This is a genomic window from Cobetia sp. PDI-12MA (assembly GCF_059507695.1).
The window spans coordinates 3,223,598-3,237,367 of sequence record NZ_CM183351.1; the positions used below are offsets into that span (position 1 = coordinate 3,223,598).

General features: G+C 65.6%; 13 protein-coding genes. 6 read left to right on the forward strand and 7 right to left on the reverse strand.

Going from position 1 to position 13,770, the window contains the following annotated elements:
- Positions 1 to 57 precede the first annotated feature (57 nt).
- Genes murI through doeA form a run of 4 tightly spaced genes read right to left on the reverse strand, consistent with a single transcriptional unit; the run spans position 58 to position 3,993 of the window.
- Positions 58 to 1,002 carry a glutamate racemase gene (murI, locus tag AC5WNI_RS13775; protein ID WP_175089259.1) on the reverse strand — a complete coding sequence of 315 codons (945 nt, stop codon included), beginning with the start codon at positions 1,000 to 1,002 and terminating at the stop codon, positions 58 to 60.
- 49 nt (positions 1,003 to 1,051) lie between these two features.
- Entirely contained in the window at positions 1,052 to 1,555 is a 504-nt protein-coding gene (locus AC5WNI_RS13780; protein WP_175089258.1) for an Lrp/AsnC family transcriptional regulator, read from the reverse strand.
- Positions 1,552 to 2,637 (reverse strand): N(2)-acetyl-L-2,4-diaminobutanoate deacetylase DoeB, encoded by a 1,086-nt coding sequence (doeB, locus tag AC5WNI_RS13785; RefSeq protein WP_175089257.1) that lies wholly within the window; start codon positions 2,635 to 2,637, stop codon positions 1,552 to 1,554. The genes AC5WNI_RS13780 and doeB overlap by 4 nt, the downstream gene beginning before the upstream one ends.
- Before the next feature lie 45 nt (positions 2,638 to 2,682).
- The gene (gene doeA, locus AC5WNI_RS13790) at positions 2,683 to 3,993 is read right to left on the reverse strand and encodes an ectoine hydrolase DoeA (RefSeq protein ID WP_175089256.1); all 1,311 of its coding nucleotides are present in this window, start codon (positions 3,991 to 3,993) and stop codon (positions 2,683 to 2,685) included.
- Positions 3,994 to 4,450: 457 nt separating this feature from the next.
- Here doeA and AC5WNI_RS13795 point away from each other — a divergent pair, with 457 nt between their 5' ends.
- Positions 4,451 to 5,467 carry a 2-hydroxyacid dehydrogenase gene (locus tag AC5WNI_RS13795; RefSeq protein WP_175089255.1) on the forward strand — a complete coding sequence of 339 codons (1,017 nt, stop codon included), beginning with the start codon at positions 4,451 to 4,453 and terminating at the stop codon, positions 5,465 to 5,467.
- A 54-nt stretch (positions 5,468 to 5,521) separates the two neighbouring features.
- On the opposite strand, the gene AC5WNI_RS13800 is transcribed toward AC5WNI_RS13795, so the two are convergent.
- Positions 5,522 to 5,977 (reverse strand): Lrp/AsnC family transcriptional regulator, encoded by a 456-nt coding sequence (locus AC5WNI_RS13800; protein WP_043334316.1) that lies wholly within the window; start codon positions 5,975 to 5,977, stop codon positions 5,522 to 5,524.
- Positions 5,978 to 6,109: 132 nt separating this feature from the next.
- Here AC5WNI_RS13800 and AC5WNI_RS13805 point away from each other — a divergent pair, with 132 nt between their 5' ends.
- The gene (locus tag AC5WNI_RS13805) at positions 6,110 to 7,288 is read left to right on the forward strand and encodes a PLP-dependent cysteine synthase family protein (protein ID WP_487885897.1); all 1,179 of its coding nucleotides are present in this window, start codon (positions 6,110 to 6,112) and stop codon (positions 7,286 to 7,288) included.
- Positions 7,289 to 7,394: 106 nt separating this feature from the next.
- Here the strand turns inward: AC5WNI_RS13805 and AC5WNI_RS13810 are convergent, their stop codons facing one another.
- A complete protein-coding gene (locus AC5WNI_RS13810) occupies positions 7,395 to 7,955 on the reverse strand; it encodes a DJ-1/PfpI family protein (protein WP_175089253.1) in 561 nt (186 codons plus the stop codon).
- Positions 7,956 to 8,212: 257 nt separating this feature from the next.
- On the opposite strand from AC5WNI_RS13810, the gene AC5WNI_RS13815 reads away from it, so the two are divergent.
- The 3 genes from AC5WNI_RS13815 to AC5WNI_RS13825 all read left to right on the forward strand — a co-directional run bounded on the left by AC5WNI_RS13815 (position 8,213) and on the right by AC5WNI_RS13825 (position 11,311).
- Entirely contained in the window at positions 8,213 to 9,076 is an 864-nt protein-coding gene (locus AC5WNI_RS13815; protein ID WP_175089252.1) for a hypothetical protein, read from the forward strand.
- A 194-nt stretch (positions 9,077 to 9,270) separates the two neighbouring features.
- Positions 9,271 to 10,197, forward strand: coding sequence for a LysO family transporter (locus AC5WNI_RS13820; protein ID WP_054555660.1), 927 nt, complete (start codon positions 9,271 to 9,273; stop codon positions 10,195 to 10,197).
- 76 nt (positions 10,198 to 10,273) lie between these two features.
- Positions 10,274 to 11,311 (forward strand): LacI family DNA-binding transcriptional regulator, encoded by a 1,038-nt coding sequence (locus tag AC5WNI_RS13825; RefSeq protein ID WP_175089251.1) that lies wholly within the window; start codon positions 10,274 to 10,276, stop codon positions 11,309 to 11,311.
- Positions 11,312 to 11,327: 16 nt separating this feature from the next.
- Here AC5WNI_RS13825 and AC5WNI_RS13830 read toward each other — a convergent pair whose 3' ends face one another.
- Positions 11,328 to 11,918, reverse strand: a complete 591-nt coding sequence (locus AC5WNI_RS13830; RefSeq protein ID WP_487885896.1) for a gluconokinase — start codon at positions 11,916 to 11,918, stop codon at positions 11,328 to 11,330.
- Between the two features lie 293 nt (positions 11,919 to 12,211).
- On the opposite strand from AC5WNI_RS13830, the gene AC5WNI_RS13835 reads away from it, so the two are divergent.
- Positions 12,212 to 13,570 carry a GntT/GntP/DsdX family permease gene (locus AC5WNI_RS13835; RefSeq protein ID WP_043334321.1) on the forward strand — a complete coding sequence of 453 codons (1,359 nt, stop codon included), beginning with the start codon at positions 12,212 to 12,214 and terminating at the stop codon, positions 13,568 to 13,570.
- The last annotated feature ends 200 nt before the right edge of the window (positions 13,571 to 13,770 follow it).

The following is a 13,770-nucleotide window of genomic DNA, read 5'->3' on the forward strand; positions in this document are numbered from 1 at the left end:
GGCCAAGGCGGGCGCAGGCAGGTGCAAGGGGACCGTGAGAGCCAACGCCCCTGCCCCTCAGCCGTCGCACGACAGCGCCTGCGGCGCGGCGAAGCCCTGGCTGGCCAACGCCGTGGCCAACCCCGGCTGCCGGGCATCCGTCGCCAGCGCCATGTGCTCATGCGGTGCTGGTTGAACCGCTTGAGCGACTTGCCGAGCAGCCTGAGCGAATTGCTGATCAGCCGCTGCCGCAGGGTCAAGCGCCAGCACCTCTGCCACGCGGCGGGCGATTGCCGCGCCGGAATCCACCAGCGCCACCCGAGACTCGCCCAGTACCTGCGAGATGTCGGCACCGAGCAGCGGGAAATGCGTGCAGCCGAGAATCACCACCTCCAGCGCCTCGACCGCCGCCAGATCTGCCAGACTGGCCGCCACCACCTCGGGGCGCGCCGGCTTGCCGCGCAGACGCCGCTCGGCCTCCGCGACCAGCGGATCGGCGGCGACACGAATCACCTGACAATCCGCCGCGAAATCGTGGATCAACTGCTCCGTATAGGCACGTCTTACCGTGGCGGAAGTCGCCAGCAACGCGAACACCGGCGGCTCGCACTTCTCACGACGTGCTGCACTCTGACGCGCACGTGCCAACGCCGCCGCCGGCTTGATGGCGGGCACGGTGCCGATCACCGGAATCGACAGCGCTTCGCGCAATACCGCCAGCGCCAGGGTGCTGGCGGTATTGCAGGCCACTACCAGCGCACGCGCCCCACTTGCCTCCACCGCCGCCACGCACACCTGCGCGATACGAGCCACCAGCCAGTCATCGGGTTTGGTGCCATAGGGCAAGGCGGCATTGTCACAGACATAGGCCAATGGCAATGAGGGCCATTGGCGGCGGATCTCTGAGGCCACCGAGAGCCCTCCGACCCCCGAATCGAAGATCAGCACCGGGGCACCGGGGGATTCGGCCTGGACGTGGGACGGACAATCGACGGAGCCGGAAGGGGCGGCGAAAGGCACCATGGTGAGAGTATCTCGTGCTGCATGAAGGAAGGGCGACGGAGCTGGCGCGCTATTTTACCTGCTTGGTGACGATGTAGGTGAAATAGCGATCGATACCCAGTTCCGAGACCAGCCAGCGGTCGATCAACCGCTGGTAGGCATCGATGCTGGCCGTCTCCAGCCGCAGCAGATAATCCACGCCTCCACCGACCGCCACGCACTCGATCACCTCATCCGCTTCACGCATCGCCCGCTCGAAGCGCTGGAAGCTGCCAGCATCATGATGCTTGAGGTGGATCTCGACCCACACCGGCGTGCGCGGGGCGGCCGCCTGGGAAGCGCCGCCCTGCTGATCACTCAGGCGCTGCTGATTGATGATGGCAGCGTACCCCTCGATGATGCCGGCCTGCTCGAGGCGCTTGACGCGCTCCCAGCACGGACTGACCGACAGGTTGATCTCCTCGGCCAGCCGCGACTTGGTGATGCGGCCATCGCGTTCGAGTATCGCCAGAATCTTGAGATCGAAGGCATCCAGTTTCGGCGCTGGCAGCGAGCGTGAAAGGGGCGCGCTCATGAGTCCTCTCGCGCCAGATCGTCCACGACTTCCGCGATCACCGCCAGGGTATCGCCCAGACTCACCTGCGCCGGGAAACGCCGCGCCACCAGCACGCCATCACGCTCCGCGCGATATTCCACCGCCGCCTGACCGGCGCGCCCCAGCGGATAGACCCGCGCCACACATTGCCCCGCCGTGACCTGCTCACCGAGTGCCACGCAAAGCTCCAGCAGCCCTTCATGCTCGCTCTGTACGTAACAGCTGGCATCCGGCATGTCGATCAGCAGCGGCGCGTTCGCCTGGCTGGCACGCTGGCGCTCGATGACCTGCTCCAGATCCGCGCGACTGCGCTCGCGCAGCACACCACTGAAGGCGAGGAAGTTGTCGACGCCACGGTCGGCGATCGCCTGACGCTCCGGCGTGGTGGAGCCACCGCCGCCCAGCTCCGTGGTGACGAAGACCTTGCCCTGGCGCTCCACCGCGGTGTCGTAGAGCGCCTCGGCGTCCAGTTCGAACATCATCATCGCCGAGGGCGCCCCGAAGGCCAGCGCCCCGGCCAGGCTCTCGGCTTCCTGCAGACGACACTGCTCGACGCCCAGCGACTCCTCGAGATAGTCGAGACGGTGCGCAGCCGCGAACGGCAGGATATCCAGGGTGCGACCGCCGGAATGCAGGTCCAGCGCATAGTCGCACTGCGGCACCAGCACCCGGGTGAAGTAGTCGGCGATCTGCTCGGTCGGACCGCCGGTGGGGCTGCCGGGGAAGCTGCGATTGAGATTGCCGCCATCGAGAGGCGAACAACGCCGCCCGGCCCTGGCAGCCAGCGCATTCATGGTCGGCACGATGATGACGCGCCCCTGCACGTCCTCAGGCGTGAGACGCGCCGCCAGCTTGTAGAGTGCGGTGATGCCCTCGTACTCGTCGCCATGATTGCCGCCGGTCAGCAATACCGTTGGCCCCTCACCATTGGCGATCACGCTGATCGGGGTCATCACCGCGCCCCACGCCGACTCGTCAGTCGAGATCGGCAGCTTGAAGAAACCGTGCTGAACGCCATCGGCGAACAGATCGATGGTCAGACTGACGGGGGACTCTCGCATGACACCACTCCTTGTTATGGCGGGCTGCTGACACTTGTCGGCAGGCTATTTGACGAACAGCTGGCGCGGCACATCACACAGCGGCTCGGCACCGTTTTCCGTGATCAGGATCGACTCGGTGATCTCGAGCCCCCAGTCGTCCATCCACATGCCGGGCATGAAGTGGAAGGTCATGCCCGGTTCCAGCACGGTCTCGTCACTGGGGCGCAGACTCATGGTGCGCTCGCCCCAGTCCGGTGGATAGCTGATGCCGATGGGATAGCCGCAGCGTGCGCCGCCACGGTCGAAGCCGTACTTGTCCATCGCCGCGCCCAGCGCCAGCGCAATGTCACAGCAGCGATTGCCGGGCTTGGCGATGGCCAGTCCACTCTCGATGCCTTCCAGCAGGGCAGACTCACCGCGCACGAAATCGCGCGGCGGGCGGCCGAGAAATACGGTACGCGACAGCGGCGCGTGATAGCGCTTGTAGCAGCCGGCCAGCTCGAAGAAGGTGCCCTCTCCCTGGCGAAATGGCGTGTCATCCCAGGTCAGGTGCGGCGCAGCGGCATCACTGCCGGTGGGCAGCAGCGGCACGATGGCCGGATAGTCGCCACCGAGAATCTCACCCTCGGGGCCGATCACGCCCTCGACGCCGACCCGGTAGATCTCCGCGACCAGCGCACTCTTTGGCAGGCCCGGCTCGATCATCTCCAGAATGCGTGAATGCATGCGCTCGACGATGCGCCCGGCCACGCGCATGTAGGCGATTTCCTGCTCAGACTTGATCGCGCGACACCAGTTGACCAGCGAATTGGCATCCACCAGCCGCGCGTGGGGCAGCTCCTTGACCAGCGCCAGGTGCGCCCGCGCCGAATAGTAATAGTTGTCGAGCTCGACCCCGACGACCCCATCGTGCCAGCCACGCTGCGGCAGGATGGACTGGGCGAGAAACTCCATCGGGTGCATGTCCGGATTCTGCACGTAGTAATCCGGATACCACAGGATGTTGTCCTCGCCCATCCAGCAGGTACGCAGCGCGCCGTTGCCGTCCTGACGACGCCCATACCAGACCGGCTCGCCGGAAAGCCCCAGCAGCACGCATTGGTGCACATAGAAGGACCAGCCGTCGTAGCCGGTCAGCCACGCCATGTTGGAGGGGTCGGAAATCACCATCACATCGATGCCGGCGCGCGCCATGGCCTCTCGTACCCGCTGGATACGCGCGCGATACTCGCCGATGGTGAAGGCCTGACGGCCAGCGGACAGCGCGCGTGGCGTCCAGTCACTCTCGGTGGCCGGTGCCTCGCTGCTGGGCAAGGTGGCCAGGCCAGCGAAGGCTGGCTGGGGCGCACCAGTATGGGGCGGGAATTGACTCATGCAGCGCTCCTTTTCGATCAGGCCTTGAGGCAAGCAGCACGTTGGGGCGGAGCCAGTGGCCATACGCAGGGCCAGGCAGCGGGTGACCGACCTGCCAGCCGCACCGGGCTGACAATGGCTGCCTGCACCGCGAGCGGACGATGCGCCCCGCGGGTCGGCAGGGTCGGCGTACATGCATACATCCGAATTCCCCTCTGGATTCGAGTCTGTCACTCTGCCAACAACGGGTCAAAGGACGACTCTGGCACTGTCGCCCTTCGCTTGAGCCCTTGCAAGGCCTGCGCCATCGCCGCCCGCGAGCAGGCCATGCCCGCAAGACAATGGCGCAAGACAATGGCGCATGATGAGGCGACAACTCCAGTCCCTTTGCACAGAGCCACGAACAGAGCCTACGAACAGGCCGGGACGGCTCAAAAATCCCGACCCGCCACCCAGCGTTACTGAAGAGGAGAACAGCATGCGGATACTGGTACATCATGAACGCGCCGAACGCTGGTGCGATGCTCTGCGTCAGCGCCTGTGCGATACCGCCGGCGCCAAGGGGTCGCGGCAAGGCGAGTCGTCGGAACCGTCATCGAAGCAGTCATCGAAACAAGCGCCGCTGGAAATCGTTGCCGATGACGGCGAGATGCTGGGCGATGTGCTGGTGGTATGGGCACCGCCCGCAGCGCTGTTCGAGCGCCACCGCGGTCACGACGTCAAGGCGATCCTCAATCTGGGGGCGGGCGTCGACAGCCTGCTCGACAATCCGGCACTGCCTGACGATGTGCCGGTGCTCAAGCTGAGCGATGCCGGCATGGCCAGTCACATGCTGGATTACGTGCGCTATGGCCTGCTGCATTTCCGGCGTGATTTCGACCGCTATGCCAGACAGCAGACGGACTCACACTGGGCCCCGCACCGCGTGGTGCGCGCCCATCAGTACCCGGTGGCAGTGCTCGGGCTCGGCGCCATCGGCAGCCAGATCGCCGAATCACTGGCGGCAGACGGCTATCCGGTACATGGCTTCAGCCGTAGCGCCCACACGTTGCAGGGCGTGACCTGCCACCATGAGACCGGCGAAGGGGGCCGCACCCTCCAGCAAGTGCTGGGCGACGAGTCGCTCGGCCTCAAGGCGGTGATCAACCTGTTGCCCAATACGCCGGCCACGAGAGACGTGTTGAACGCCGATGTCTTCCAGTCCCTGCCCGACGACGCCGTGCTGATCAATCCGGGGCGTGGCAGCAGCGTGGTCGAGGAGGATCTGGTCGCGGCGCTCGAGGAAGGCAAGCTCAGGGGCGCCCTGCTCGACGTCTTCCAGCACGAGCCACTGGCCGAGGACAGTCCGCTGTGGCACCAGCCGCGCGTGGTCATCACACCGCATGCCGCCGCGCCGACCCCGGTGGCCGAGGCCGCCGACCAGTTGGCGGACAACATTCGCCGCATTCAGCAGGGTGAAGTGCTGACCGGCATCAGCCGCGAGCACGGTTATTGAGCGCGCTGGTGCGAGGAACTTGCCCAGCGATCAGGCTTCACTGCCTGAAAGTGGTCACAGCGGCAGCGCGGTGGTCGTCTTGATGCGCTCCATCGCGAAGCGGGCCGACACGTCGCTCAGCTCGTCGATGGTGTTGACCAGCCGCTTGTAGACGCGGTCGTAGGCGTTCATGTCCTCGACCTGCACCTTGAGGAGATAGTCGTAGTCACCGGCCATGCGATAGAACTCGGTGACTTCCTCGATCTCCTCGACGATGGCCACGAAACGCTCGAACCAGGCCCGCGAGTGATCGCGGGTCTTGAGCTGCACGAAGGCCGTCAGCCCCATGCCGATCAGCTCGGCGTTCAGCAACGCCACCCGTGCGGTAATCACACCACACTCTTCCAGGCGCTTGAGGCGCTTCCAGCAAGGAGACGTGGTCAGATGCACGGCTTCCGCCAGCGCCGCCAACGACAGGCTGGCATCGCGCTGCAGCAGCCGCAGCAGGGCGCGGTCCGTGGCATCGAGCACTATTTTCTCCATTACCTTCACCTCGCAATGAATTCTTGCCATGAAACATGGCTCACGCCATGACAACTGGCAAGTTTTGCTTGGCGGCTGGTCGTAGCATGAAAGCTCCTTCCTGCGACCGGAAATGGCGCCATGCCGACCACCGACTTCCCCTCGACAGCGCCTTTCATTGCGGACGCCGACGCCTGCACGCACGCGGCTCAGCGCGAGTCATGGCGCCAACGCAGCCTCATGAAGCTTGCGGCCTTGAAGGCCGCCACCCCGGCGACCCCGCTGCTGGAACTCAGCCCGCTGCTGGAACTCAGCCTGCGCGGGCTGGGCGAAGCGCGCATCCTGATCAAGGACGAGCGGGCGCATGCCAGCGGCTCGCTCAAGCATCGCCTGGCGATGTCGCTGTTCGAGCAGGCCTTACAGCAGGATTGGCTGACGCCCGATTGTCCAGTGATCGAAGCTTCCTCGGGTTCCACCGCGGTCTCTGAGGCGTGGCTGGCACGCAGGCTGGGGCTTCAATTCATTGCCGTGGTGCCCAGGGGCACCGCCTTTTACAAGCAGGAGGCGATTCGTGGCGAGGGCGGGCGCGTGGTGGAAATCGAGGACTCCGCTCGGCTCTGTCAGCATGCGCAGGCGCTTGCCGATGACAGCGGCGGCCACTTCCTCAATCAATTCCGACATGCCGCTACTGCCGGCGACTGGGCAAGCGACACCAGCCTGCCCGGGGAGTGCCTGACACAGATCACCGCGCGTGAGCTGCCCGAGCTGCAGGCGGTATTTCTCGGCGCCGGCACCGGCGGCAGCGCTGCCAGCTTTGCGCGCCATCTGCGCCACAAGCGTCATCTGCATCAGGAGGGGCATCGAGCCCGCGTGATCGGCGTGGATCCCGAGCACTCGGTCTATCACGCCTGCTGGCAGCACCATCGTACCCACGGCACTCGTACGACCCGCCTGCCCGCCCCGCAGGCGGTCAACCCCATCGAAGGCATCGGGCGGCCCTGCGTGCTGGAGGCATTCGACCCCGCCCATTTCGATGACTACCGGCGTATTGCGGATGCGCGCAGTCAGGAGGCGGCGCTGTGGCTGGCCGAGCATGCCGGGCTTGAGGTAGGCCCCTCCACCGGCACCGCCTTCGCGGGGCTGCTCGAGAGTCTGGCGCTCAGGCGCGCTCGCGGTGAGTCGCTGGCCGGCAGCTGGTTGCTGCTGGCCTGTGATCACGCCGAGCGTTATGCCACCACGCTGGGCGACCCTGCGTGGCGAGCCGCACAGCAATCACGACTCGCCCCGCAGCGGGCCTGGCTCGAGGCGTTTGCCGACTGAAACGACGGCACCCTTACGACACCCCGTCTGAAACGACGACACCCCGCCGAGTGGCAGGGTGTCGTCAGGCACATCCGATGCGATGACGGGCGCTAGCGGGGGCGCATCACACCAGCAGCGCCTGGAACTGACGCAGCCATTCCGGATGCGCCGGCCAGGCCGGTGCGGTCACCAGCTTGCCGGAGGTCACGGCGTCGGTCACTTCCAGCGACACGAACTCACCGCCCGCCAGCGTCACCTCCGGCGCACAGGCCGGATAGGCGCTGACGCGATGGCCTTCCAGCGACATGGCGGCGACCAAGAGCTGCGGACCATGACATACGGCGGCGATGGGCTTGTCGGCCTCGACGAAGTGACGCACCATCGCCAGCACACGCTCATCCAGACGCAGATACTCGGGGGCGCGGCCACCGGGGATCAGCAGCGCGTCGTAACTCTCGACGGCGATCTCGGCGAAGCTGGCGTTGAGCGCGAAGTTGTGGCCCGGCTTCTCGGTGTAGGTCTGATCACCCTCGAAGTCATGGATGGCGGTCTTGACGATATCGCCTTCCGTCTTGTCCGGGCAGACGACATCCACGCGATGCCCCATCGCCTGCAGCGCCTGGAACGGCACCATCAGCTCGTAATCTTCTACAAAATCCCCGGCAATGATGACAATGCTGGCCATGATGATCTCCTGATTGGACCCAACGTCTAGGTACGCGCCGCGCGCGGCGGAAGGACAAGGCAGTTACAGAGTACCTATCCATTGCACATGAGCAAGCGCTGAAATATCGTCGTGGCCGCCTGACGGGCGTTGGCTTGATTGTGGATCGCCTCAACATCATTACATCATCATGTGCAGTCGCCCTGCCCCGTCGCTGCCTGACCGCTCGACACCCCCATTCACAGGCCACGGCTCCAGTGCCGGTCTCGGGAGTCACCATGACCCTGCCATCTTTCGCCTTGTCTCACGTTTCTCAAGCCCCCGCGCGGCGCGGCGCTTGCACCGCCACCCGCGCTGATCGACCCTCGACATGGCAGCGCCTGTGCCGTGCAGGCCTGGTAGCGCTGCTGCTGTCGGCAGGCAGTGCCCAGGCGGCCAACGATGAGGCCGCCGTCAGCCCTGACACGCCCCTGGCGCCTGTCGCCAGCATCGCGCCGGTGCCCTTCACCGCCTACTACACCCTGGTGCTGGATGGCTGGCCGGATGTGCCCATCACCCAGCGCGTCAGCCAGAGCGGCGAGCTGTACATTGCCAGCATGGAGGCCTCCATCAAGGTTGCCAGTGGCTATGAGCAGGGCCGTTTCACGCTCGCGGAGGGTCGCCTGCTGCCCGAGGGCTATCGCTCCGGCTATCGCCTGGCCGGCATCGGCAAGGACTACAACCGGGAAGCGCCGCAGGCAGGCGATGCCCGCCTTCCTGACCGTCAGAGCCTGCTGGTGCTGCTGAGCCAGCAGGTCGACAGCCAATGGAGCGAGCAGGCCTGTCTGCCCGCGACGCCCTGCTCTCTGGATTATCTCGACCACAAGGGCCGCCAGCGCACCTTGATGTACGAGATCCAGGGTCAGGAAACGCGCCAGGCGGCGCAGCGTACCTTCCGCACCCTGCGCATCGAGGCATGGCGCCAGCATCGTGAGCACAAGCACTACCGTATCTGGCTGGCGCCGCGCTGGCCGGGCCTGATGGTCGGCCTCGATTACCTCGACTACGAAGGCGTCATGGACAAGGACGGCGACCACAACGGCGAGGTGCCGCCGCGCTCGGCCCATCTGACCCTGAACCAGCTGAGCAGCGCCCGCCAGTGATGAAAGCTCCCGCTTCTCGAGTGGCTGATCATAAGCCCCGCTGATACGCCATCAGCAAGTCTCTCGCGCAATGCTGATGGCGGGGTTATCCAGACCCCACGCCAACCGATATAGTAAGGTCCTTCGGCGGTATTCACCGCCAATCAATCACTTGCGCCACCCTGCTATCCGGGTGGCAATGCCAGGGAAGGGTCATGCTGTCGGGTCTCATCTTCATTCTGCTGCCGCTGATACTCGGCTATCTGGTACGTCTCACCGATCCTGGCCGCCTGGCGGTGGTCAACCGGCTGGTCAATGCCTCCATCTATCTCATCCTGTTCCTGATGGGCATGGGGCTGGCGGCACTGGAGCAGTTGAGTGTCGGCATGGCCGCCATGAGCGGTCAGGCGCTGACGCTGTTCGCCATCATCACGCCGCTGAACCTGCTGGCGCTGTGGTGGCTGTCGCGCCGCAGCCCGCTGCGCGCCAATCCCGCCCAGGCGGTGGATGGCGCGCCGATGACCCGCTGGCAGGCGCTGTCCGGCTCGCTGACCCTTGCCGCCGTGGTCGCGCTCGGCGTCGGCGCCGGCGTGCTGCTCAAGACCTTCGGCACCCAGCTGGATACCGACACCCTCGCCGAATGGGCCCTCTATGTGCTGCTGGCGCTGATCGGCTGCCAGCTCAGAAGCTCCGGCATGAGCCTGCGCCAGATCCTGCTCAATCGGCATGGCCTGATCATCGCGCTGACGGTAATGGCCAGCTCGCTGCTCGGTGGCCTGCTGGCGGCGCCTCTGCTGGCGCTGGAGTGGAATCAGGGCATGGCGATCTCGGCCGGCTTCGGCTGGTACTCGCTGTCGGGAATCCTGGTCGGCGATCAGCTTGGGCCGATTCTCGGCGGCGCCGCCTTCTTCAATGATCTGGCGCGCGAGCTGCTGGCCTTCGTGCTGATCCCCCTGACCATCCAGCGCTACACGCCGCTTGCCATCGGCATCGGTGGAGCCACCTCGATGGACTTCACGCTACCGGTGATCCAGCAGACCGGCGGCGTGGCCTGCGTCCCGGTCGCCGTCGTCTCGGGCTTCCTGCTGTCGCTGGCGGCGCCGCCGATGATCCTGTTCCTGCTCTCGCTGAGTCACGTCTGATCCGTCGGGCAAGGCTTGCTCCCGGGCCGCCTTAACAGGGACACTCTTGACCTCCTTCGCAGCCGCCTGAATGTCCATGCCCTCTCAGCCACACAAAGCTTCCCGCCTCAAGCGCGTTACCCTGGCCGATATCGCCGCCCGACTGGGCGTCACCAAGGTCACGGTGTCGCGCGCGCTCAATCAGCCCGAGAAGGTGTCCGCCGCGATGCGCGAGCGGGTAACCGAATGTGCCCGCGAGCTGGGTTACATGCCCAATCGTCAGGCCGGCAGCCTCGCCAGCGGTCACTCGCGGCTGATCGCACTGCTGATTCCTTCGCTCTCCAACGCCGTATTCTCTGAACTGCATCGCGGTCTGGAAGCCCCGCTCGCGGCTGCAGGCTATCAGCTGCTGATCGGCCACACCGGTTATTCGATGCAGGAAGAGGAGCGCCTGATCGAGACCTGGCTCTCCTTCGGCATCGACGGGTTGGTGCTGTGCGGCAGTCGCCATAGCCCTCGTACCCGCGAGATGATCGCGCGCTCGGGCTGTGCGGTAGTGGAGTGCATGGAGAAGCGCGAGGCGCCGCTCGACATGGCGGTGGGGCTGGACCAGCATGCCGCTGGGCGCGCGATGACCGAGGCCATGATCGCCCTGGGCCATCGCCATATCGGCTTTCTCGGTGCGCGCATGGATCGCCGCGTCGAACAGCGCCTGGGTGGCTGGCGCGCGGCACTGGAGGCCGCCGGCCTGTCACAGCAGGCGCTTCTGACCACCGATGCCCCTTCCAGCGTGCGCATGGGCGGCGAGCTGCTCGACGAGATGCTGACCCGCTGGCCCGAGACCCAGGCCGTGTTCTGCTGCAATGACGACCTGGCAGCCGGCGGGCTGTTCGAGTGTCAGCGCCGCGGCCTGTCGGTGCCCGACCAGCTGGCGCTGGCCGGCTTCAACGGCCTGGAGATGACCCGCGGCACCTGGCCGCCGCTGGCCAGCGTGGTCACGCCACGCCGCGAGATCGGCGAGCGCGCCGCCGCCCTGTTGCTGGCGCGCTTGAGCGGTGATCTCGACGCCACGCCCCACGGCCTGTGGGAAGACCTGGGCTTCAGTCTTCAGAAAGGTGGCAGCCTGGCACCGTAAGACGTCCGGCGACCGACTAGCGCTCTGGCGCGTCGAGGATCTGCTGACAGACACTCTCGACCAGCGCCTGGGGCGTGGCACTGATGTCGAGGGTATGGATGCGCCCTTCATCGTCGCCGGGCACCTCGAGCGTCGCCAGCTGGTTGTCGAGCATGTCAGCGCCCTTGAAGAAATGATCGGTTCGCGCCTCGAGGCGCTCCAGCAGCAGCTCGCGCGTGCCTTCGAGGAACACGAAGCCCAGCGCGGAGTCCCCGCCACGCAGTTGATCCCGATAGCGTCGCTTCAAGGACGAGCAGGCCAGTACCAGACTGCGCCCGTCGTGGCGCGCCGCCTCGATCAGCTCCGTCAGACGGGCCAGCCAGCCATGGCGATCATCGTCATCCAGCGGAATGCCGCGCGCCATCTTGGCCACGTTGGCCTCACCGTGATAATCGTCGCCATCGATGAACTGCGCGCCCAGGCACGCGGCCAGCTGCTGCCCGACATGTGACTTGCCACAGCCCGACACCCCCATGACCACAAGCCGCACGCCCCCCTGGGCGGCCAGAGCCTCTGACCTGGTCGGCATCGACGCGACCGCTGATGCTCCTTCTGCCTGCTGCTGCATGAAAACCCTCTCCCCCTGAATGAAAACGATGGCCCACCAGCGTAGCCGATGTTGCCGATCAACCCCTTGTCCGGCGCCTCGGGACGGCTGTCGCGCACTGAGCGACTGCCCGTTGGCGGGCAGTCAGCTGCCAGACGCGACAGGCATTTGCCCCTCATGCACCTTTCGGATCATTGCGTAAGTGTGAATGTTACCGGTAACTTTCATCCTGCACGACCCACGATGCCTCACACAATACGCCTTTGGGCAATGGCCGATGATCACGCCGTTGCCAGCCGCAAGAGTTCGCCATCATGTCCCCAGATAGCACCCTCGTCCTTGCCGCCCTCGGCGGCATTCTGCTGCTGCTTTACCTCGTCATGCGCCTGCGCCTGCATGCCTTCGTTGCCCTGCTGGTGGTAAGCCTGGGGGTCGGGCTGGCCACCGGCATGCAGCCCGACGCCATCATCGACTCCGTCACCAACGGCATGGGCAACACCCTGGGCTTCGTTGCCACCGTGGTCGGTCTCGGCGCGATGTTCGGCAAGATGCTGGAAGTGTCCGGCGGTGTCGATCGCATGGCCAACACCCTGCTGGGGCGTTTCGGCACCTCACGCTCACAATGGGCGTTGGCGCTGACCGGCTTTCTGGTCGCGATTCCAGTGTTCCTGGATGTCGCCTTCATCATCCTGGTGCCGCTGGTCTACGCGCTGGCACGCCGCAGCGGCCGCTCGTTGCTCTATTACGGCATTCCGCTGCTCGCCGGTCTGGCCGTGACGCACTCCTTCATTCCGCCGACCCCGGGGCCGATCGCGGTCGCCAAGCTGATCGGTGCCGATCTCGGCTACGTCATCCTGTTCGGGGCGCTGTGCGGCCTGCCGGCGATGATCGTCGCGGGGCCGATCTTCGGTCGCTTCATCGCGGCGCGCATCGACGCCAGGATTCCGGATTACATGGAAAATACCGGCAGCGTGATGAGCGATGAAGAGGTCAATCAGCGCGCCCCGGGCTTCGGTCTGATCCTGTCCATCGTGCTGCTGCCGCTGGCGCTGATCGTGCTCAACACCGTCTCGGGCTTCCTGTTCGGTGACGACAGCCCGCTGGTCGGCTGGCTGGGCTTTCTCGGCCATCCGTTCGTGGCACTGAGTCTGGCCACCCTGATGGCCTTCACCCTGCTGGGCACACGCCGTGGCATGACGCGCGAACAGGTGATGGAAGTCGCCACCAAGGCGCTCGAACCCGCCGGCATCATCATCCTGGTCACCGGCGCGGGCGGCGTCTTCAAGCAGATGCTGATCGATTCCGGGGTCGGTGACGTGCTCGGCAACCTGATGGCCGACAGCAACCTGCCGCCGATCCTCCTTGCCTTCCTGATCGCCACCGCCGTGCGTGTCATCCAGGGCTCGGCCACTGTCGCGATGATCACCGCCGCCGGCCTGATGGCCCCGGTGATCGATACGCTGGCACTGTCCGGCCCGGTGCTGGGGCTGGTGGTGATCGCCATCGCCAGTGGCGCCACCGTGCTCAGTCACGTCAATGACTCCGGCTTCTGGCTGGTCAGCCGCTACTTCGGCCTCACCGAGAAGGAAACGCTGAAGAGCTGGACGGTGATGGAGACCCTGATCGGCGTGATCGGCGTCTGCATGGCGCTGCTGATCGGCCTGTTCATCTAGTTTATCCCGTTCATCCAGTTCAACTATTTCAACTACTGAATCTGGCCTGCCCACGCGGTTCTGCCCGACTGATAGAGCGATTCATCCGTCAGCAGGCGCCGCCCGCCAAGCGCACTCGTGAAAAGCTGCCACTTCGTGTGGCAGCTTTTTTTTGTGGGGCGCCAATCACGCAATTGCAGATTGCGCCTGTTGCACGCTAT